The 21,675-nt window shown below is 72.1% G+C and carries 12 protein-coding genes and 1 pseudogene (1 of these 13 running past the window's edge); 4 read left to right on the plus strand and 9 right to left on the minus strand.

Annotated elements, in window-relative coordinates; genetic code table 11:
• The 3 genes from ACGFNI_RS27205 to ACGFNI_RS27215 form a co-directional block, all read right to left on the minus strand.
• Window positions 1–11,596: the 5' end (the start) of a protein-glutamine glutaminase family protein gene (locus ACGFNI_RS27205; RefSeq protein WP_393687291.1), read on the minus strand. Its footprint begins 21,803 nt before the window's first position; the window shows 11,596 of its 33,399 coding nt (coding positions 1–11,596); it begins with the start codon at window positions 11,594–11,596; the stop codon falls past the left edge of the window.
• A 134-nt stretch (window positions 11,597–11,730) separates the two neighbouring features.
• Window positions 11,731–12,228 (minus strand): WXG100 family type VII secretion target, encoded by a 498-nt coding sequence (locus ACGFNI_RS27210; protein ID WP_393687292.1) that lies wholly within the window; start codon window positions 12,226–12,228, stop codon window positions 11,731–11,733.
• Window positions 12,229–12,414: 186 nt separating this feature from the next.
• Window positions 12,415–12,732, minus strand: coding sequence for a WXG100 family type VII secretion target (locus ACGFNI_RS27215; RefSeq protein WP_393687293.1), 318 nt, complete (start codon window positions 12,730–12,732; stop codon window positions 12,415–12,417).
• A gap of 181 nt (window positions 12,733–12,913) precedes the next feature.
• On the opposite strand from ACGFNI_RS27215, the gene ACGFNI_RS27220 reads away from it, so the two are divergent.
• Window positions 12,914–13,576 (plus strand): hypothetical protein, encoded by a 663-nt coding sequence (locus ACGFNI_RS27220; RefSeq protein WP_393687294.1) that lies wholly within the window; start codon window positions 12,914–12,916, stop codon window positions 13,574–13,576.
• 118 nt (window positions 13,577–13,694) lie between these two features.
• On the opposite strand, the gene ACGFNI_RS27225 is transcribed toward ACGFNI_RS27220, so the two are convergent.
• Entirely contained in the window at window positions 13,695–14,747 is a 1,053-nt protein-coding gene (locus ACGFNI_RS27225) for a hypothetical protein (protein ID WP_393687295.1), read from the minus strand.
• Between the two features lie 292 nt (window positions 14,748–15,039).
• Between ACGFNI_RS27225 and ACGFNI_RS27230 the strand changes: the two genes are divergently transcribed.
• Complete coding sequence (locus ACGFNI_RS27230) at window positions 15,040–15,792, plus strand: DNA-binding response regulator (protein WP_393687296.1); 753 nt, start codon at window positions 15,040–15,042, stop codon at window positions 15,790–15,792.
• A 67-nt stretch (window positions 15,793–15,859) separates the two neighbouring features.
• On the opposite strand, the gene ACGFNI_RS27235 is transcribed toward ACGFNI_RS27230, so the two are convergent.
• Window positions 15,860–17,389: a helix-turn-helix domain-containing protein gene (locus ACGFNI_RS27235; protein WP_393687297.1), complete on the minus strand. Its 1,530-nt coding sequence runs from the start codon at window positions 17,387–17,389 to the stop codon at window positions 15,860–15,862.
• Between the two features lie 79 nt (window positions 17,390–17,468).
• Here ACGFNI_RS27235 and ACGFNI_RS27240 point away from each other — a divergent pair, with 79 nt between their 5' ends.
• Both ACGFNI_RS27240 and ACGFNI_RS27245 read left to right on the plus strand, forming a co-directional pair.
• The gene (locus ACGFNI_RS27240) at window positions 17,469–18,455 is read left to right on the plus strand and encodes a DUF1648 domain-containing protein (RefSeq protein WP_393687298.1); all 987 of its coding nucleotides are present in this window, start codon (window positions 17,469–17,471) and stop codon (window positions 18,453–18,455) included.
• On the plus strand, window positions 18,456–18,821 hold the full coding sequence (locus ACGFNI_RS27245) for a GntR family transcriptional regulator (protein ID WP_393687299.1): 366 nt from the start codon (window positions 18,456–18,458) through the stop codon (window positions 18,819–18,821). It abuts the gene before it with no gap.
• Window positions 18,822–18,871: 50 nt separating this feature from the next.
• Here ACGFNI_RS27245 and ACGFNI_RS27250 read toward each other — a convergent pair whose 3' ends face one another.
• The 4 genes and pseudogenes from ACGFNI_RS27250 to ACGFNI_RS27265 form a co-directional block, all read right to left on the minus strand.
• A complete protein-coding gene (locus tag ACGFNI_RS27250) occupies window positions 18,872–19,468 on the minus strand; it encodes a sugar O-acetyltransferase (protein ID WP_393687300.1) in 597 nt (198 codons plus the stop codon).
• Window positions 19,469–19,543: 75 nt separating this feature from the next.
• Window positions 19,544–19,811: pseudogene (locus tag ACGFNI_RS27255) on the minus strand (DUF664 domain-containing protein).
• Between the two features lie 138 nt (window positions 19,812–19,949).
• Window positions 19,950–21,194: a cation:proton antiporter gene (locus ACGFNI_RS27260; RefSeq protein ID WP_393687301.1), complete on the minus strand. Its 1,245-nt coding sequence runs from the start codon at window positions 21,192–21,194 to the stop codon at window positions 19,950–19,952.
• A gap of 74 nt (window positions 21,195–21,268) precedes the next feature.
• Window positions 21,269–21,556, minus strand: coding sequence for a hypothetical protein (locus ACGFNI_RS27265; RefSeq protein WP_393687302.1), 288 nt, complete (start codon window positions 21,554–21,556; stop codon window positions 21,269–21,271).
• Window positions 21,557–21,675 lie beyond the last annotated feature (119 nt).

The following is a 21,675-nucleotide window of genomic DNA, read 5'->3' on the forward strand; positions in this document are numbered from 1 at the left end:
CCGCGGCGTCGACCTGCCCCAGGCGGCTCTCCACACCCTCCCTGGCCGCGCGCAGCCGCGAGCGGGTGAGGTGCAGCCCCGTCTGCTCGCTGAGGAGGGGGAGACCGATCGCCCGGTGGTGTGCGTCCGTCTCCCGCAGGGAGGTGAACTGCTCGAACCCGGGGTTGGGGAAGGTGTAGACGAACGGATCGGTGCGGATCACCACCGTATTGTCCCTGGAGGGGAAGTACACGCTCCCGATCGCTTCCCACCTGTCGGGGTGCGCCACGATGCTCTCGCCGATCTGCCGGGAGACATCGGCGAGCGTCCCGTCGAACTGCACCCGCGCGTCCTGGGGACTTACGCCGATCGCTTCCAGCCACTGCGCGACGGACAACGGCCCGCGCTCCAGGGCGGGGTCGAGCACCATGAGGTCGTCCGCGCCGGCCGGCGTCCGGACGGTGACGGCCGCGGCGATGTGGTAGTCCCACTGAATGGGCACGGTGGTCAGCAGGCTGGCGGCGCCCTCGCCGTTGCGCGAGTACGTGGTCAGCTGGGGGCCGGTGCGGGAGACGATGACCTTACGGACCGGAGCGTTCCACTGCTGGAGCTTCATCGCGATCATGTGAGCCCGCAGGAAGCACCCGTCCTCCGGATGCTGGTTCGGCAACGGCAGCCTGCCGTACTCGGGGTGCTGGTACTCCAGCACCGCCAACTGCTCGTACCAGGACTGGACTTCCTGCGCGGAGACGGGCGTCGAGCGGGTGAGGTCACCGAGCGCGTGGGCGATCAGCCCCCGGTGTCCCGGCGGCTGGGCGGGGGATTCGAGGGAGGCCCGCAGGCTCGTACCGATGAGCTGCTGGAACGCGTCCTCGACGGCCCAGATCTTGCGCAGGTCGCGGCCGAGGCCGCTGACGTCGGCCCTGGCCTGGTCGTGGCGGCCGTGGTCCATCTGGAAGTAGAGTCGCAGTGCGAACGCCTGCACCTGCGGCAGCCGCTCGAACGGCACACCCTCCGCGACGTACCGCAGATCGATGTCCCAGGCGGTCTGCGGCGCCTGAGGGCCGTAGAAGTGCTCCAGGACCCACATCGCGCCCGTCGGGTCCAGCCTGTTGCCCGCCATGGCACGGGCGACGGCGGTGGGGAGCGTGGTCTGCGTCTGCCGGTGGAACTCGCGGTCGAAGTCGTCGAGGGCGAAGCTGCCGACCGGGCGGACATGCCCGTTCAGCAGCCCGGTCAGCTGCCCGAAGTCGATGATCGGCAGGTCCAGCGTCCGGGCGAGGTCACGGACGAACTGCTCGTCGTGGTGGGGGGTGGTGACGCCGGTGTCGAAGATCTGGGCGTAGACGGGGTCGACGGTGTGGGGCGGCTGGGAGGCCGGTGGGTGGGGCTGGGCGGTGGTGTCGTCCGTGCCGAAGATCTCGGCGTAGATCGGGTCGACGGTGTGGGGCGGCTGGGAGATCTGTGGGTGGGGCTGGGCGGTGGTGTCGTCGTCCGTGCCGAAGATCTCGGCGTAGATCGGGTCCACGGCCTGCGCCGCCGGGACGCCGACCGGGATCATCCCCGGCACCGCGGCGAGCCGGTCGAACGCGGCCTGCTGCGTCCGGTCCCGCCACACCCGGGCCTCCCGCAGGACCGCCGCCGCCGCGTCGAGCTGCGCACGCGCCTCGATGAGCGCCCGGCCCAGCTTCTCCAGGCCCGCCTCGTCCAGGACGTCCGTCCCGCGCCGGGCCCGCCGGTCGGCCCGGACGAGCGCGTCGTACTCCCGCAGCCGCGCCTGGACGTCCGACTGCGCCTGCTCGTACCCGTCGGCGGCCCGGAACGCCGCGGCGACGTGATCCTCCGCGCTCGCCAGCGCGGTGTCCACCGCGCCGGGGGACGGCGTGCCCTGAGTGACCGGCTCGGCGCCCAGCGGGATCAACCACGAGCCCCGCCGCCGGGTGTCCGGCGCGTCGGTCCGTGCGGGGGACAGGCCGGCCCGCCGCGCGGTCGCGTCGACGTGCTTCCGCGCCGCCTCCCAGGTCCGCCGCGCCGCGCCGAGCGCGTCGTGGGCCCGCTGTGCGTCCTGCCCCGCCCGCTCCAGCCGGGCCGCCGCCTCCCGCTCGGCCGCTTCCGCCCGCGCCAGGCGCGTCGTCACCTCCCGCAGCTCATCGCGCACCCGCTCCAGCCGGTCCGCGGCTTCGTCGGCGCCCCGGCCCGGCTGCCGCGCGGGCACCAGCGCCGCCAGGCCATCGGATGTCAGGGCCGTGCCCCGCGGATCGAGGAGCTGCGCGACCACCGGCACCGTGTCGGCCCCCGGGGCCACGGACGACGGCAACATCGCCTGCACGGACGGGAATCCGAACCCGACGCCGTCGGCACGGGTCCAGGCCGTGCCGTAGGCGCCCAGGTGCTCGGCGGTCCACACCGGCGCGCCCCACCGGCCCTCGCCGTCCAGGGCGAGTACCTGCGCACGCGCGCCCCGGCCGAGCGCGCGCAACGCCGCGTCGAGCCGGGAGACCGCCTCCGGGCCGCTGCCCAGGTGGACGTGGCCGGACGGCAGGTGCCGCACCTCAGGGTCCTGCTGCCGCCGATCGGCGTCCCGCTCCGGCGTCGCCGCGCGGGCCCGCGCGTTCCGCTCCGTCCGCACCAGACCGGCGTGCGTCCGGAAGCCGTCCTCCAGGGCGGACTGCGCCTGCCGGTGCGCCGCGTCGGCCGCCACCAGAGCGGTGCGCGCCTCCTGGTACGCCGCCGACGGCTGCCGCAGGCCGGCCTCGGCCTCACGCTCGGCCTGCCGGGCCGTCACCAGAGCGGCCGTCGCCTCGGCGGTCAGCGCCGCCTCCCAGTCCGCCTGCGCCGCGGCGAGGTGCCGCTCCGCCTGCGCCGGCGCCTCGACGGGCCGCGGGACGCTGGTGAGCGGCGCCTGGGGCAGGGTGACCGTATCGGCGTCCTGCCCGGCGTCCCGCTCCGTCTTCTCAGAGGCGTCCCGGTACGTCGTGACGGGTTCGGCGTGGTCCGCGTGCGGGGCCGCGGCGTCGTGGTCGTGCAGCCAGGACGGAGCGAGGTCGTGCGGCGCCCACACCCGGCGGTACACGGCGAAGTGGTCGGCGTGGAACTGTGCTCCGAAGCGTGCGCGGACGGCGTCGTCGACCGCGTGGGTGTCGGCGAGAGCGGCGTACGCCTTGTCGCCCGCCTCCAGCGCGACCGCTGCCTCCGCCTCGAAGTGGAGGTGGCCGGGGAGCGCGTTCTCCAGGCGCGCGAACCGGTGCTGCCACTCCACGACACCACCGAACAGCTCGTCCGTGCCGGAGAGTGACCCGCCGAAGGACGCGTCGAAGCCGGCCGCCGCACGCTCGCGGAAACCGGCCGCGGCCCGGTCGGCCGCCTCGTCCGTCAGGGGGCGTCCGGAGCCCGCGGCCTGCCGTTCCGCGAGCTGCTGCGCGAAGGCGAGGTCGGCCCCGGCCAGCGCGGACAGCTTGGCGGCGGTGGCCGTCAGCTGCGTCCTGATCCGCTCCTCGCCGGTCAGTTCGGCGTAGGTGGCGTCCCACCCGGCGAGCAGCTTCCCGGCCGGGGCGTCGGCGACGGCCCGGTCGAACGCGGTGTTCACCGCCGCGGCGGTGGCGTGCTGGACCGACGCCACGGCCGAGGCCAGCGCCAGGTCAGGCGCCAGCGCCGGGAAGTACCGCAGGAATTCCTGAGCGGAGCCCGACGCCCCGCTCAGCGCCGCGGCGGCGTCCTCGACGTCCTTGAGTGAGCGCACCATGGCGGCCTCACGGACGGTCTGGACGACCAGCCGCGACGGCAGCTCCGCCAGCACGGCGGCGTACTCCTGGTGCCACCGTGCCAGCGCCTCGGGGTCGTCCCCGCGCGCCGCAGCGAGAGCGCCGGGCCCCGTGTGCCCGGCGAGCGCCGTGTCGAGCGCGGCGAGCTGCCGGTCGCGGACGGTGTCGCGGCCCGCCTGCGAGAGGGTGTGGTCCTGCGCCCCGGACTTCTCCAGCAGCGCCTGCTGCTCCGCCGTCAGGTGGGCCCCGAGGTCCGCGCCCACGGCGTCGAACTCCCGGGCCGCGCGCCCGCGTTCCGACACGTGGAACGCGCGCAGGTCCAGGGCGTCGGGGAGCGCGGCGAGCAGCTTCTGCAACTGCGTCAGGCCCGTGCGTACGTTGGCGGACAGACGGGTGCCCCGGGCGTCAGCGGGCGACGCGAACGTCGCACGGACGTGGACGTCGAGCTGCTGCTCGAACAGTTCCCGCTGCTCCGCCGCGACCTGCGCGACGAGCTGCGCGTCGGGGGTGAAGGCCGGCGACGCGGCGCCGGAGTCGCGCAGCGACAGGCTCCAGGAGTGCACGGCGCGGTCGAAGGCGGCACGGCCCCGGTCGAAGGCCGCCTCGCGGGCGGCGTACAGAGCGATGCGGTCCTGGAAGGACGTGCGCAGCTCGGCCGGGGTGCCGTCGCCGAACTCGCGGAAACGGGACGCCTCATCGGCCAGCCGCTCCACCTGCTGTGCCGACAGCGTGCGGCCATCGGCGTGCGCCCACTCCTCGACGGCCACCCGCACCTGCTGCCGGTACGCGGCGTCCTCGCCCGCCTGAGTGAGCAGCCGGTCGTACTGCTCCCGCAGCCCCTGCTCGCCGGCGTGCATGACCGCCGCCCGCCGCCCATCGGACCCGTCGTAGGAGGGGACCGGCGTGTAGGCGGCGTGCGCGCCGTCGAGCAGACCCGGCCGCTCCCGCAGCTCGGCGCCCCGCAGCAGTACCGCCATCCGCTCGGCGTACTGCTTCTGGACGGCGGCCAGCGAGCCGGGGTCGCGCTCCAGGGCCTCGACCGCCTGCGCCTGGTGGAGGTGCGCTTCCCCCCTGAACCAGTGGAGGGTCTCACGGCTCCAGGCCGACCGCGGGTGGAAGTCGTAGGACTTGCTGTACGTCGTGAAGCGCTCCAGCACGTGCGACATCGGCGCGGCGAGGTCGGTCAGCCGCAGCGCCGTGGCGCGGACGGTGCGGTCCGTCAGGACCTGACCGTCATCGGCCGGCGCGACGCGGCTGTCGATGTACTCCTGCTCCAGCCGGGCCAGCTTGGAGGCGTACCACTCCCCGGCCCGGCTGTCCCAGCTCGATTGGTGACGGCCGAGGTCGTTCTCCCATATCCACCCGTCGGTCAGCCCGGGACGGGGCGTGAGCGGGCCCTGGCGCAGCACCGAGCGGAACTCGCGCCGCAGGCCCTCCCTGACCCCCCAGTCGGCCCGCGCCTGCTCGTAGGCGGGCCGTACCGCCCGCGCGGCGGCGTCGGCGGCTGCGCCTTCGGTGAGCCCGCGCTCGACGCCGTCGGCGAACAGGACACTGAACTCGCCCTTGAGGCCGCCGGCTTGCCGTGTGTCGCCGAAGGCGCGCAGCACCATGTCGTCGTCGAGGTGGGAGCGGTAGTACTGCCAGGACCGCTGACGGAGGTAGTCCTCCCGGTCCGGTACCGGCTCCGGCTCCCGCTCCCGCTTCGGGGCGGGTTCCCGGACGAGTTCCTGCTGCTGCGATGCCTGGTCGCGCGTCTCCGCGTCCGCTGACCGCCGCTCCTGCGCCTGGAGTTGGTCCTGTGCGGTGTGCTTCTCCGTGCGGAGCTGCTCCGGTACCTGCTGCTGCCCGGTGAGGTCGCGGCCCGTCCCGCCCGCGGTGTCCTTGCGGCCCGCGGGGGCGTCCGCGGTGTCATCGGCGCCCGCGGCACCGGCGTCCTTCTGCGCCTGATGCTCCTTCAGTTCCTGGGCGGTCCTGGCCTCCTTCGCCGCCCGTGCGCCGTCGAGGCCCTTTCGGAAGTCGTCGGCGCTGTGCTTCTCGGCGTCCAGCCAGCTCTTGAGGTCACTGGCACCGGGGCGGCGGAAGTGGTCGTCCAGGGCGACCCAGTCGTGCCGGAAGGAATCCGCCACGTCGTCCGCGCCGAACCTCTGGCCGCCGTGCGGGGTGTAGTCGTCGAAGACGCTGTGGCCGCCGAACCGGCTCTCGAAGACCTCGCCCGCGTGACGGGTGGCGGTCCGCCGGGACTCGTCCATGGCCAGTTCGGCGTCGAAGCGGCCCAGGACGTCCCGGGATTCGTTCCGCCAGGCCCGGAAGCGCGGGTCGAGGTCCCCGTTCAGCAGCGGATCCCGGCCGGTCCGGACGCCGCCCAGGTGGGTGTCGGCGGCCTTCTCCAGCTCCGATGCGAGTGTGTCGTGGACCCGTTCGAGGCCGTGCTCGTCGTCCAGCAGGCGGCTCCGGTCGGCCTCGGAGCGCAGCGTGCGGAGCTGGGCGTCCAACTCCTCGTGGTAGCGCAGCCGGCCGGCCAGACCGCGCTCGCCCGTCATCGCCCCGATGGCCGTCCTGCTGTGCCCCGCCGCGTGCCCTGCGGTGTACGGATCGGCCCTGCCGCCCGAGGGGAAGGCGCCGAACGCGTCGTCCACGGCGGCCTTGAGGTCCTTCTCCAGGCTCCCCACGGCCGCGTCGACGGCCGAACTGTCCATGTCGCGCCGGAACCCCATGTCCTGGAGCTTCGCCTCCAGGCCGGGCAGCAGCTCGCGCTCGATCCGCAGGTGTTCCGCCAGCTTCAGCGAGGTGCCGTTCAGCGCGAGGTCGGACGCCTCCCGCGTCCCCATGCCGGTCGCGCGCAGGTCCCGCATGCCGTGGTACGTGTCCAGCAGCCGGCCACGGGCGGACCGGCGCCACTCCTCGCGCCCGGTCTCCCGGGCGGCGCCGTCCCCGAGGTCGTCGGCGGCGCCGGCGCTGGCGTCGTAGCGCTTCATCAGTTCGTCGACCCGCAGCTCCACCGCGCGGGCGAAGTCGAGCCGGTCGCCGATGGTGCCGGCCGGGTCGCCCCCGCCGGGCCCTGCCGTCCGGGCCTCCGCCAGGTCCTGCACGTACCGGTGCTTGACGAGGTGGGCGAGGCCGTCGGGCAGCGGGTTCTTCCGGAACTCCGGGGTCGCCAGGGCGTCGTCGACGGCCTTGCCCGCCGCCGGATCCCAGTCGCCCTCGCGGAACCGTGTGTCGAAGCGGGTGGGCAGTTCGTCGATGAGCTTGCGGTGGTACGCCGCCCAGGAGTCGTGCAGCGCGTCGCGGTCGACGTTCTTGACCAGGCCACGCTCGGGCAGCTCGGTCAGCTTCGTGAAGTGCGCGTGCAGATCGGCGGTCGCCTCGTCCACCACCGCCTTGATGTCGGCCGCGGTGGGCTCGAACGCCGAGCGGCGGCCCACCAGTTCGTGGAAGTGGTGGGCTCCCGACTCCTCCGCGGCGACCGCGGCCCGCTGGGCGGCTTCCGCGGCCCGGCCGGCCTCGTCGGCGGCGTCCGCGGCCTTCGCTGCGGCCCGCTCGGCGGCCTCGGCGGCCTCCCGGGCGGCGGCTGCCGACTCGCGGGCCGCGGCCGTTCCGTCCGCCGCCGCGTGGGTCTTCCCGCCCTGCCCGATCCGCTCGGTGGCCGCCTTGGCGCTCGCCGCGGCGTCCGTGGCCCTGGCGGCCGATTGCCGGGCCGCAGCCGCGGCGTCGTCGGCGGTCCGGGCCGCCGAGTGGGCCTCCTTGGCCTTGGCGACGCCGTCGTGGAGCGTTTCGGGGGCCTGCTTCCCCGAGGGGACGGTGTGCTCGCCCCGGGTGGCGGCCCCGCCCTGTGCCGGGACGGACCTCTGGGGCGCCGCGCCGCTCCGGCCGCCCTTCCCGGCGGCCTTCTCGGCGGTTTCGGCGGCCTCCTTGGCCGCGGTGGCCGCGCGCTTGGCTGCTTCGGCCGCTTCCCTGGCCGCGTCGGCGGCTTCCCTGGCGGTGCCGGCCGCTCCGTCGAACCGCTGGTGCGGCGGCTGCCAGTCCTTGGCAGCCCGGTTCACGTCGTCGGTCAGCCGCGACAGGTTCATGTTGCGGCTCTCGGCCACATCGAGAACGGTGTCGTAGTAGTCGGTGAGCCGGGTCCGGGCGGCCTGGTGCTCGGCCGTCGCGGCGGCGGGGGACGGCCCGTCGGGGGTCCTCTCCGGGGCGTGCCACCGGACGCCGTCCATCCGTCCGTCCGACCAGATCCTGCTGTGCCCTGACATCCAGTCGTGGTGGAACTCCGCCCACATGCGGTCCGCGGTGGCCTGGTGCAACCCGGTCCGGCCCGCGGTCAGTTCGTCCCACGCCGCTTCGGCCTTGGCGGTCGTCTCCGGCAGCTGCTCCGCGCTCTCCCGCAGCTCAGGTGCCGCCTTCTCGATGTCGGCGAGTGACGCGTCCAGCTTCGCCAGCGCGTCGTCGACCCGGGCGGGGGAGTAGTCGGTGCCCAGGCCCTTGCGGGTGTCGGCGAGTGCCTGGTGCGTGAGGTCGTTCTGCCACGACCGCACCTGATCGCCGTGCGCGCCAGGTCCGGCGGTGTGGCCGGAGCCGTGGGTCTGCTGGGCGTTCCACCGTTCCCAGGCGCCGCTCTCGAAGCGGAAGCGCTCGTCGACGCCCCTGTTGAGCCGGGACAGCCCGTCCTGGGTGAACTTCTGGATCTCCCCGGACCGGGTGTCGAGCGGCTTGTTCCTGAGGTCGTCGAGCAGCGTCTCGGCGTCGCGCTTCAGCGAGGCGTGGACGCTGTCGGCGTGCTGCTCCCTGGCGCCGGGGGTGCCGGGCCGGTCCGGGAGATCCTTGTCCAGGCGGGTGGGCAGGTCGTCGGCGAAGCGGCGGATGTCCTTGGTGGCCTGCACCTCGGCGTCCAGCCGCTTGATCAGGTCCTCTTCCCTGAGCGGCCACTTCTTCACGGCGAGGTCGTGGGCCAACTGCCGTTCCTTGGACGTGAGTTGAGCCAAGGGGCGGAACTGCTGCTTCTTCGTGAGCAGCTTGCCGGCCTCCTTGTCCACCAGGTCGCCGAACGCCTGCTTCGCGCCGTCGGAGTAGCGGCCGTGCAGGGCGGCGGACTCCTCCTTGGTCAGACCGGCCCCGAACTCCTCCCAGGCGCTGAGGTGTTTGCCGACCGTGCCCTGGAACTCGATCTCCCGGCCCAGCCGGTCGGGAAGCCCGTCGCGCAGGCCGCGTGCCATCTGGTCGAACCGCTGGCCCTTGTTGCTGACCTGCCAGTGCGGTTTCGTCTTCAGCTCGCCGTACGTGGCCTTCGAGACGTGGCCCAGGCCCTCCTCGTACTCCTTGACGGCCTTGTCGACGAGGTCCGCGTCATGGCCTTCGGCGCTCCACTGCTTCCTGGCCGACGCCACCTCGGTCTCGATCCTGGCGTCCAACTTCGTCTGCATTTTGTGCAGTTGGCCGCGTCCGCGGATGGTGTCGCCGAGCTTGTCCAGCTCCTTCTGCCACTGCTGCTCGGCCTTCGCGAGCGCGCCGGCGTGCACGTCGCGGCCCTCACGGAAGGGGGCGAAGGTCTTGTCGAACGTGCCGCGGGCGTCGCCCACCAGCTCGTCGAAGACCTTCTGGCGCTCGACGTCGTCCAGCGACCGGAGCGCCTTGGACGACGTGGTGGTCTCCGCGAACCGGTCCTGGAGCTTCCGCCCGCCCTCGTTGAAGTGCTCGTCCGAGGTGAGCTTCTGGACCCGTTCGGCGGTGGCCAGCCTCTCGGCGGTGTTCTTCTTCAGGTTCTCGCTCTCGGTGGCCCACGCCTTCTCCTTGGCGGTGGCGGCCCCCGGCTTCTCCGCCTGTGCCGTCGCGGCGGCGGTCCCATCGGCCCCGACGTGGCTGCTTCCCGTGCGAGGGGAGGCGGGTCCTCCGTTGGCGCCGGGCGCGGGCGCCTGGTGGTGGACGGAGTCGTCAGCGGTGCGGGTGACGTGGGTGCGGTCGGAGGCGTTGGTGCTCCCGGCGGCGGCGTCGTGGGACGTGCTGCCGGATGACGCCGAGGTCTCGTGCGGCTTCTGGGCGAGGGAGTTGGTCTCGGACGTGCGTCCGGCCTCGTTTTTGGTGATGCTCCCGGAGGTCTCCGACTGCGCCGTGCCCTTGGGCGGCGTCTCCTGCTTCAGCTGACCGGCGGTGGCCTTGTCGCCGGCGGGCTTGGTCTCCGAGGCGCCCTTGGTGGCAGGGGCCTTGTTCTCCACGACGCTCTTGGAGGCCGCGGGCTCGTTCGCCAACGCGGCCCTGTGGTCGGTGCTGGTCGGCTTGTTCTCCAGCGACGGCATGTCCCCGGAGCGCACCGTCGAAGGGGACCTCTCCGGCATGCCCTTGCCCTCGGCCCCCGGGTGGAGGTCGGTCCTGGGCGTGTGCAGCGGCTTGCCGCTCTCCGCACGGAGCTTGCCGTCCGCCGCCCCGGACGCGTTGACGTCCTGGGGCTTGGGGCTTCCGGTGTTCCCGGTGGCGGCGTCCTGCCCCTTCACACCGTGCAGGTCGCCCCCGGGGACCGTGACGTCACCCGCGGGATTCCTGCCGGACGGCGGCTGCGGCGACGTCTGATGGCCCGGGTTCCGCAGCCCCTCGTCGCCCACGTTCGCGGCGCTCTTGCCCGGAGTGCCGGCCGCCCCGGGGCCGTTCCCCGGGACGGCGTGCTGCTCGGGGCGCGACGCGTGCGTGGCGCCCGGCCGTCCGTCGGTGACGTGCGTCCCGTTCGACGGCGCGGTGTTCTTGCCGGTGTTCGGCGTGGGAGCGGGCGCCGCGCTCGTCTTCGACGGGTTCGCGTGCGACGTGGTGCCGTCGAGGTCGGTCGGCCGCTGGACGGGCGGCTCGGTGGGGGGACGGCTACCGCTGTTCGGCGGCGTGACCACGTTCTCGCCGGTGCCGCGCGGAGGGGCCTTCGGGGGATGGACGTCGGCGCCGTTCACCGGGATCTTCGAATTGGGGATGATCTCCCCGACCGGGCCGATCGTGTCCGTCTTCTTGGGAAGGACGTTGCCGCCGTTCGCCACGTTGCTCCCGGGGCCCTCCGGGATCTTGTTGACGAGCTTGCCGTCGAGATTGCCGAGGCCCGACGGCGGGGCGAACGAGCCCTTCGGCGCGTCGAACCCGGCTGCGCCCCTACCGCCTCCCAGCGGCGGCACTTCGGCCTTCGGGTCGAACTTCGGCGCCGCCAGCTTCGGGCCGCGGGTCAGGTCACCCAGCCCCTTCCGCAGCGCGCCGAGACCCTTCAGCCCCGGAGCGAGGAGGCTTCCCGCCCCCGCGAGGCCGAGGTTGAGGCCCTCGTGCTTCCACCACTCCTTGCTCCCGAAGTCGGGCATGTCGGTGTGGGTGACGGCGGCGGCGAGTGCCTGCGCACCGACGTCGAAGCCGAGCTGAACGACGATGTTCAAGATCACGTCGATCGCGACGGCGCCGGCGTAGACGGCCGCGAGCGCGATCCCCTCGATGACGGCGCCCATGGCCTCAAGCACCGAGGTCAGCGCCGCCACGATCGCGCCCAGCGGCAGCAGGACCGCCAGAGCCACGGCGGCGAGGAGGGGGAGCAGGGTGGTGATCATCATCTTGATCGCCTGCATCTTCGCCGCGTGCAGCTCCTTGGCCTGCACCTCCTTCACGAAGTCGCCGAACGCGTTGATGGCGTTTCCGACATCCCAGGCGTGATTGATGGCCGGCTTGAATTTACCGTCCCGCAGAAGGGTCCACGACCATTGAACGGCCAGTTCCCTGCCGTCCCCGCTCCATTGCATGCCCTGGACGGAGGTGTCCATGGCGGCCACTTTTTCCCACAGCGCGTCCCCGAATTCGATCCACGCATTGCCGAGGGCGTAGATGTTGTCGGCAATGGTCGGGTCGGGCTCGTACATGACGACATCACCTGGGTGAGGAGAAAGGGAAAGGAGGAACGGCTAAGGGGAACCGCCGACGAAGAATTCGCTACAGCGAACCGCTGAAGAAGAGAAGCGACCGGGGAGAAGTCAGGAGACCGGGAGTCCGGAGGTCAGAAAATTTCACCGATCGCGGTTTTGTTGGCGTCGGTCGCGTTCTCCTTCTTCCCGTCGCCGCCTCCTCCCCAGGAGAGAAGCTGAGAAGCGAAGTCGCCGAACTCCTTGGAGATCGCGTCCTCCGCTGACAGGTAGTTGTTGCCCGCGAGCGTCAGCGAGAAGGCGACCCGGGCCAGCACACTGTTCGCCTGGCTCTGCTCGTCACCGGTCTTGCCGAAGAGGCTGGTCATGCAGGCGTCCAGGCGTCTGAAGAAGCTTTCGGCCTCCTCCTGGGTCTGGCCCGCCCAGCCGAGCTGGAGCGCGCCGAGCGCCTTGAAGAGCCGGGACACCTGGGAGCCGAGGTCCTCGACGTAGCCGCCCCCGCCGTCGGGGCCGCCGATCTGCTCCCCGTAGGTCCGGAGAAGCTCACCATCGACGGTGATCTTGGCGTGCACGCCGCCGACCTGTCCGTAGACGACCGGCGTTTCGGGCGTGGGGTCCGTACCGGGGCTCACCGCTGCCTCACCCCACCCCGCCGATACCGGCGACGACGGCAGCCGCCACGGGCGCGGCTTCGAGTCTGCTCATGCCGACCACTATCCGGTCCACCGCTGACGTAACGCTGACGTTCCGCTGACGTGCCCGGGGCGGAGTCCCCGCCGACGGGCCTGAGCTGTGGCTTCGCACGTCCGGCAGGCCGCCTAGTGCTTCTTGTGGAAGTTCCGCGTGTTCTTCTCTTCGACCTCGTGGTAAGTGTGGTAAGCGGCCTGCATCCGCCGCTTCATCTCGTGCAGCAGCGTGACCAGCGTGTCCATGTTGGTGCTGAACTCGCGCTGGAGATTGCTGAAGGACGCGCTGGACGGCGACTGCCAGACGGCCTCGGCGAGGCGGAACGCCTCCTTCACGGCCGCGATGTCCTCCTCGATGGAGGAGGTGCACCCGGCGACCGTGCCGATGGTGTCGTGGAGCAGGTCGAGTTCGATCCGGAACTCTGTGAGGGTCAGGCTGTGAGAGGCCATTCGGTGACCCTAAGTGCCCGCTTCGTCCGAAGGCATGTCCCGGTTCGGGGGGAGGGCCGAGGCCACCGTTCCGAGGAGGGGGGCGCCCCCGAACGGGGACCTGTCCGGAGGTCGCCGCGTCGGATGGGATGGGGCGAACCGGACCCTACCCGGGTGAGCGCGGCGGAAGGCGACTGAGGCAGTGGAACCGAAAGACTCCCGGTACGGCCCGCACCGGGTGCCCATCAAGTCGGACGGCGACGGCGATTCGGGCGGGTCGAATACGGATCCGCCCCCCACGGCTGAGGCTCCGCCGACGCTGTACATGCTCTGGGCGACCGCCCCGGCCATCGACACCGCCATGCCGCAGACCGAGGGCGGCGGCGGGAAGCCGACCAGGGCGGAGACCCACTCGGCCTTCAGCGTCAACGTCGGTGACATGGCCGACAGCATGACGCTCCTGCTGGACTCCTCCAGGGACATGGTCACGCGCTACGAGGCGCTCAAGGCGCTCGTCCTCAGCGCCGACGCCTCCCACACCGTCTTCGGGGAGCAGGCGACCTACACGGAGCACATCCCCAAGACGCCCCCCACCGCGGTGGACCGGCGGAACGGGCACGAGCCGACGTTCGCCGAACCGCAGGGGCCGCTCATCAAGGACGACCCGGGGGTGCGTTCGGCGGCCGAGAAGTTCGGCCCGTACATGTACCCGGGCATGAAGAACGTGCTGATGGAGTGCGCCAACGCCATCGAGCTGCTCGGGCGGTACATCGTCCTGATGGACCGCGCGGGCACCTACTACGCCCGCGCCGACCACCAGTCGGTCTTCCCCGAGCCGTCAGGCAAGTCGATCGTGGGCACCTGACCGCACCGGCGTACCGGCTCAACGGGCCGTCCGGGCCCGCCGGTTCACGCGTCCTGCGTCCGGTCCGGCGGCGCGCGATGCCGCGCGGGTGGTGCGCCCGCGCCGCCGGACCGGCCGGTCACGCCGGGGTGCAGCTGAGCTGGACCGGCGCCGCGACGTCGTGCGCGTGCTTCGTCGACGAGGTGTAGTCGATGCCGGTGTTGAACATCCTGACGGTCACATGGCCGCTGGTGGCCTTGAACGAGCCGGGGGACAGCCACTTGCCGCGGTTGCGGACCTGGTCGATGTCGAAGGAGCCGGCCGGGGTGCCGCCGCTGCGGTCGGCGTCGTAGACCGCGTATTTGGCGGGGCTGCCGCCGACGTAAAGGATCTTCGGGTTGTCCGGCACGTACACGGCCAGCCGGCAGGACGCGGCGCCCTTGATCTTGGCGCGGTAGTCGAACTTCCACAGGACGTACTGCGCCGGGTCGTACTTCGTCGCCGACCCGGACATCGGCACGGAGAGGTACCTGCCGGTGCAACCTGACCCCGTGTAACCGCCGGTGGCGGTCTTGAGCCAGCCGTCCTCCTTCTTGTTGAAGTCGGGGTCCTTCGTCCAGATCCCCGCGGTGGCGCTCGACGGGCAGCCGTAGCCGGCCAGCGCGGAGAACGCCGGAACGGCGTTGCGGGACAGGGTCTTGCCCTGCTCCGCCTTGGTGGTCCTGGTGGTCTTGGTGCCGCTGGTGGGCGAGGGGCTCGGCGGGGTGTGCGCGGAGCCCGTGGTGTCCCGGGCGTCCGGCGCGGGCATCTTCTGCCGGCCTTCCGGAGTGATGTCCTGCCGGCCCGTGCCGCCATTGCCGCCGTTGCCGCCCTGGCCCCCGGTGGTACCGGCGGGGGACTCCTGGCCCTTCGGGCGGGGGTCGGCCTTGCCGGTGGCCGCCGCAGGCGACACCTTGTCCGCCTGGTTCTTCTTGTCGTCGGGGCTGGTGAGCGCGCCGACGGCGAGGGCGCCGAGACCCAGCGTCACGACGACGGCGATGCCGATCGCCACCAGCCGCTTGCCCGGCTTGCCCCGTTCACCCTCGGGACGGACGCCGCCCACGAATGCGGAGACGAAGCCGTGCCGGTCCTCCTCGGGCAGGCGGCCCGGCGCCTTGCCGGTAGGCTGTGGGGGCTTTTCCTGGTCAGCCACGTTCGCACTCTCCAATTATCCAGCCGTAGGGACAGCGGCAAAGATACCTCGCGGACGCAAAGGCGAAAGGCCCTCAGGGGAAATCGGATTCACCTTGAGTGATTTGTCGTCAGGGGTCTGTATGCAACCATTGCGCAACTACGGAAGTGTCATTCCGTCGCGACCTGGAAACGGGTCCGAGGCGCCGGTACATTCTCGTCCGGTACCTTGAGGACGCGCCGAGTCGGTTCTCCGCTACTGTGTCGCTCAAGGGCTCTCGGAGTGACGCGTTGATCTGACGACAGGAATACGCATGTCTAGTTGTGCGCGCATCGCCATTATCGAGCAACAGAATCTCGTCCGTTACGGGATGGAGAGGGCGCTCTCCCAGGGTCTGTGGTTCGATGTGGTCGCCGCGGTGGAGCATGTGCGGGACCTTCCGTTCGACGCTCCGGATGCCGACGCCCCCGACGCGATCCTCTACGGCCCGCCCGCGTACGACCACACCGCGCAGGAACTGCCCGCCCGGACCCTCGCCCGCCTCGTCGCCTGCGCCCCGGTGCTGCTGATCTCGGACTTCGCCCGGCCCTACGGCCTCTTGGAAGCGGTCCGCGCCGGCGTGCTGGGCTGCGTCACCGACCAGGCGGACGACGAGGAACTGCTGCGCGCCGTCGACACGGTACTCAGCGGCGGTTTCCATCTCTCGTCGACGCTCGTGCCCCGCCTCCGGAACGAGTTGCAGCAGCCCGGTGACGCCGAGCCGCGTTCGCTCGCCCGCCGCGAACTGGAGGCCCTGCGACTGCTCGCCGAAGGAATGACACACCGTCAGATAGGCCGCCGGATGGGCCTGACGGAGGCGACGGTCAGCACGTACATCAAGCGCGTCCGGGCCAAGCTCAACGTCGGCAACAAGGCCGACCTCACCCGCACCGCCATCGAACTGGGCCTGCTGCGCGACCCCCACGTAGTGGTCGAAGCCAACTCCGTGCCGTCGCAGGCCACACCGGACCGGGCACCCGGCGCGAGGCCCGGCCGCCCCCGTTCCCTGCTGCTCGGCAGAAACTGACGGCGCGACGGGTGCCCGGGGCCGGGGCGCGGACACCCGTGCGCGGTCCGGTCGTTGCCTGCGTCCCTCAGATGTCCCGGAACGTCTCGATCTGCGCGCCGATCGAGTTGAGCCGCTCCGCCAGGTCCTCGTAACCCCGGTTGATGACATAGACGTTGCGCAGGACGGACGTGCCCTCGGCGGCCATCATCGCGAGGAGGACGACGACGGCCGGGCGCAGTGCGGGCGGGCACATCATCTCGGACGAGCGCCAGCGGGTCGACCCGTCGACCAGGACGCGGTGCGGGTCGAGGAGTTTGACCTGTGCGCCCAGCCGGTTGAGGTCGGTCAGGTAGATGGCGCGGTTGTCGTAGACCCAGTCGTGGATCAGCGTCTGGCCCTCGGCCGCTGCCGCGATGGCCGCGAAGAACGGAACGTTGTCGATGTTCAGGCCGGGGAACGGCATCGGGTGGATCTTGTCCAGGGGTGCCTGGAGCTTGGAGGGACGGACCGTCAGATCGATCAGCCGGGTACGGCCGTTGTCGGCGGCGTACTCCGGACTGCGCTCGTGGTCGAGGCCCATCTCCTCCAGGACGGCCAGCTCGATCTCCAGGAACTCCACCGGGACGCGACGGATCGTCAGTTCCGACTCGGTGACCACGGCGGCGGCCAGCAGGCTCATCGCCTCGACCGGGTCCTCGGACGGCGCGTAATCCACATCGCGGTCGATGCGTGCGACGCCGTGGACGGTGAGCGTGGTGGTGCCGATGCCTTCGACCTTGACGCCCAGCTCCTCCAGGAAGAAACACAGGTCCTGGACCATGTAGTTGGAGGAGGCGTTGCGGATGACGGTGACGCCGTCGTGCCGGGCGGCGGCGAGCAGCGCGTTCTCGGTCACCGTGTCGCCGCGTTCGGTCAGCACGATCGCGCGCCGCGGGGTGACGCTGCGGTCGACCTCGGCGAGGTAGGTGCCGTCGGTCGCGGTGATCTCCAGGCCGAAGTGGCGCAGCGCCGTCATGTGCGGGGTGACGGTCCTGGTGCCCAGGTCGCAACCGCCCGCGTAGGGCAGCTTGAAGTGGTCGACGCGGTGCAGCAGCGGGCCGAGGAACATGATGACGCTGCGGGTGCGGCGGGCCGCCTCGGTGTCCATCGCCTCCAGGTCCAGCCGGGCCGGCGGCACGATCTCCAGGTCGTTGCCGTCGTTGACCCAGCGGGTGCGGACGCCGATGCTGTTCAGCACTTCGAGGATGCGGTAGACCTCTTCGATCCTGGCCACCCGGCGCAGCGTGGTCCGGCCCGCGTTCAGCAGCGTGGCGCAGAGCAGTGCGACACAGGCGTTCTTGCTCGTCTTGACCGCGATGCTGCCGGAGAGCCGACGGCCGCCGACCACCCGCAGATGCATCGGGCCCGCGTAGCCGAGTGAGACGATTTCACTGTCCAGCGCCTCGCCGATCCGGGCGATCATCTCAAGGCTGATGTTCTGGTTGCCTCGCTCGATGCGATTGACCGCGCTCTGGCTGGTGCCGAGAGCCTCGGCCAGATGGGTTTGTGTCCAGCCCCGGTGCTGCCGGGCGTCCCGGATGAGCCTGCCGATGCGTACGAGGTAGTCGTCTGCCATGAAGTGACCGTATCTCAGATATGAGATGACTTCGTAATCGCCAGTTGTTCTACTACTATGCGAATAACTGGAGGTCTCCATGAAAACTGCCGCTCCCTTCACGCGCCCAGTGACCGGCTCCCTGCGGGTCGCGATCGCCCTGTTTCCCTTCCTCGCTGCGGTGGCCGTTGTCGCCGGCATCCATCTCAAGGTTGCCGACCGGCTGACCGATCCGCTCGCCACTCATTTCGACGTCCGGGGCGAGGCCGACGGCTTCACTTCCGTCCAGGGCTTCCTGACGGGCACGCTCCTCATCCTCGCCCTCCTCGGCGCGGGCAGCGCGGTGTTCGTCCACCGCGGGCGCCCCGCTGCGTCGTCTCGCTGGGTCATCGGCACGGGCTGGGGCATCGCCGCCACGCTCGCTCTTCCCACCTCCCTGACGCTGCTGGCCAACGCGCATGCCGACCGGGCGGAATCCGCCCGGCTGCCCATGTGGCTGGTGGCCGTCGTGCTGGCGGTCGGCGTCGTGGTGGGTGCGCTGGGCTGGCTGCTGGCGGGCCCGGAGCCACGGCCGCAGCCGCCGCGTCCCGGCGCCGCGCCCCGCCTCGACCTCGGCGCCGGCGAGAGCGCGGGCTGGATCCGCACCGTCGGCTCCCCGCTGCTCGCCGTCCTGGGCCTGCTGACCGTCTGCGGGGGCCTGTTCCTCGGCATCACGGACGACTGGCTCACCGGCGGGATGCTGCTGGCGGTGGGGGCCGTGACCGGCGCCCTGGCGTCGGTGCGGGTGACCGTGGACCGGCGCGGTCTGGCACTGGCGCCCGCCCTGCTGCCGTACGCTTTCCGGCGCATCCCTCTCGACCGGGTCGCCGAGGCCACCAGCAGGAATGTCCACATCGCCGCCGAGTTCGGCGGCTGGGGCTACCGGGTCCGTCACAACCGCAGTGGCCTGGTGCTCCGTTCGGGTGAGGGAATCGTCCTGCGGCTGCACAGCGGCAAGGAATTCGTGGTGACGGTCGACGACGCGGCGACCGCAGCCGCGCTGTTCAACACCCTCCTGGACCGCGCCCGCCCCTCCCGAGGAGACTGAGTGCTGTTCCGGGTCGATCCCAGCTCCGCCGTGGCGCTCGGTGACCAGATCGCCGCCGCGGTCCGCGGCGCCATCGCCGACGGCTCGCTCCACGCGGGGGAGCGGCTGCCCGCCGGGCGTGAGCTGGCCGCGTCACTCGGCGTCAACGTCCACACCGTGCTGCGCGGCTACCAGCGCCTGAAGGAAGAGGGGCTGATCGAACTCCGCCGCGGACGCGGCGCGGTGGTCACCGACGCCGCGTCCCCCGGCCGCGCCCGCCTCGGCGAGGCGGCCGAGCGCCTGATCGCCGAGGCCCGCAGGCTCGGCCTGTCCGACGACGAGATCGTCGGCGTGGTGCGGACCGGCCTGGGAATCGCGGGGAACTGACGCGCGGCGGGCCGGGGAGCGGGCCTTCCCGGCCGCCGCGTCCCCGGCCCTCAGCGTTCCCCGGCCACCGCGACCGCCCGGTCGTCGTCGCCGTCCAGGGTGCGGATCACCCGCGCGGGATTGCCGACCGCCAGCACCCCGGCCGGCAGGTCACGGGTGACCACCGCCCCCGCGCCGACCACCGTGTTCGCGCCGATCGTCACTCCGGGGCAGACGATGACCCCGCCGCCGAGCCAGACGTTGTCCCCGATGCTCACCGGCTCCCCCTTCTCCCAGCCGGCCCGGCGCCGTTCGGTGTCCAGCTCGTGCTGCGGCGTCAGCAGCTGGACGTACGGGCCGATCTGGACGTCGGCGCCGATCGTGACGGGTGCGGCGTCCAGGAACACCGCGCCGAAATTCACGAACGTCCCGGCGCCGATGCGGATGTGATAGCCGAAGTCGCAGTGGAACGGCGGCCGGATCCGCACCCCTTCGCCGACCGCGCCGAGCAGCTGCTCCAGGATCCCGGCCCGCTCGGCGGGCGTGGTGGCGCCGGGCGCGTTGTACGCGGCGCACAGCGCGATCCGGCGTTCGGTGTCGGCGCTCAGCTCGGGATCGTCGGCCACGTACCAGTCGCCGGCCAGCATGCGCCGCTTGTTCTCTCCCACAGGCACCTCTCCTCGGTCGTCACACACGTGCGGGGTGTCAGAAAGCCGCTGCCGTACGGGCGTTGGCCGCGCAGATCAGGTGCCGGTCGTCCCGTCGACGGCCTCGCGCAGCAGGTCGGCGTGGCCGTTGTGCCGGGCGTACTCGTGGATCAGATGCAGCATCACCATGCGGAGCGACACGTCCTTGGGACAGCGTCGACGGCGGGCTGGACGGCCGGCGCAACTCCTCGTCGCTCAGCCCCTCGCACTTGAGGGCGAGCGTCGCCCGGTGATGGTCGAGGTAGCCGCGCAGCATCTCGCGTTCGCTGCCCGTCAGGGGCGGATCGGTCCGTTCGATGGTCATGATCGTGGCGTCCCCGTCGCTCGTGTCCCGCAGGCAGGCCCCGAACCTACTGGGCGCCTTCCGCGGTGACAACGATCGGGCGGGGCTGCTTGAGGCCGGCGGCAGGGCGCTTCTGATGGCTTCGCGGCGCCCTGCGCCCTACCGCTCCGCTTCCGAGGACAGGGCGGACGCGGTGATGCCGCCGGTGGGGTGGCGCGTCCGGCCGCCGGGCAGCAGCGAGCGCGCGGCTTTGAGAGCGCGGGCGAGCAGGTGCGCGCGCCCGGCGGCGATGGGGCCGAGGACGGCGAGGACGAGGACGTAGCCGGCGATGAACGGGGCGAGGCGGCCGTCGAGGCCGGCGCCGGCGGCCATGGCGGCCAGGATCAGCGCGAACTCGCCACGTCCGAGGAGCGTGGTGGCGATGTTCGCGGCGGGCCGGGGGCCGTAGCGGTACAGGCGTGCCGCGAACAGTCCCGCGGCCACGTTCATGGCGAGGGTCAGCGCGACGGCGACGGCGACCGGTACGGCGACGGAGGCGATGTCCGCCGGGTCGATGGCCAGGCCGAAGGAGAAGAAGAAGATCGCGGCGAAGGCGTCGCGCAGCGGGTGCACCAGGTCCCGGATCCGCGGCCCGGAGGGGGTTCCGGCCAGGAGCAGGCCGACCATGAACGCGCCGATGGCGTCGACGACCCCGAGGACCTCGGAGACGCCGGCGATGAGGATCGCGGCGCCGAGGAAGCTGATGACCAGCAGTTCGTTGTCACGTACCGCGATCAGGCGCCCGATCAGCCGGGTGCCGAAGCGGGCCGCGACGGCCAGCAGCATCAGGAATCCGAAGGCTTTGGCCGCCTGGAGTACCGTCTCCGTGACGCCCTGGGCGCCGCCGATCACGGGCTGGAGCACGGCGAGATACAGGGCGAGGAAGATGTCCTCCACGACGGTGACGCCCAGTATCAGGCGGGTCTCGGGGCGGGCGATGCGGCCGAGGTCGACGAGGATCTTGGTGACGATCGCGGACGAGGAGATGCCCAGGACACCCGCGAGCACCAGCGCCTCCCGCGTCCCCCATCCCAGGGCGAAACCGAATCCCAGCCCCGCGCCGACGTTCAGCAGCAGGTAGGTCCCGCCGGCCGTCAGCAGGCGTCTGCCGCCGCTCTTGAGGTCGTCGACCTGGAACTCCAGGCCCAGGTAGAAAAGCAGCAGCACCAGCCCCAGCGCGGAGAGCATCTCGAAGTCGTGCGCGTCCTCGACCAGGACCGGGCCCGGGGTGTGCGGGCCGAGCAGGACACCGGCGAGCATGAACAGCGGGATGGTCGGCAGACCGATCCGGCCGCCGATACGGGCGAGGACGGCGGCGGCCAGGAAGGCGCCGCCCATGGCGAGCAGGGTGTCGGCGTGTCCCACGGGTCACCGCCTTCCGCTGTTACGGGGCCGACCGGCCCCCGGTGAGCGTTCCGGGACGGGCACGGCGGGGTGCGTCAGGGCAGGCCGGGGCGGTCCCGGTCCTGTGGCGGCGCGAGCAGATACGTCGCCGTTCCCACGGTGACCAGGCCCGAGGCGAAGAGCAGCCCCTGCGGCAGGATCATGCCCATGACCAGCATCGCCACGGAGACGGCCAGCAGCGCCCAGGCCGGGCCGCGCCGTCGCCGGTACGCGTGCGGCCGGTGCGGGCGGCGCCTTGGTGGCACACCCCGGGCGTATCGAGATGTGCTGCGCCGTGGCCGCGCCTCAAAGCCGTGCGGTGGGCCGGTGCGGGGCTGCGTCATGACTCCTCCTTCCGGAGACCGGCAGGTCGGGGTCCATGTCACCGTCACACGCGCGCGCGTGGCCCCGCCATCGGGCCCGGCACCCATTTCCGCAGGTGGCCGACCCCCACGACGGGCCG

Origin of the sequence: Streptomyces sp. NPDC048644 (assembly GCF_043199105.1) — a bacterium.
Lineage (GTDB): Bacteria > Actinomycetota > Actinomycetes > Streptomycetales > Streptomycetaceae > Streptomyces.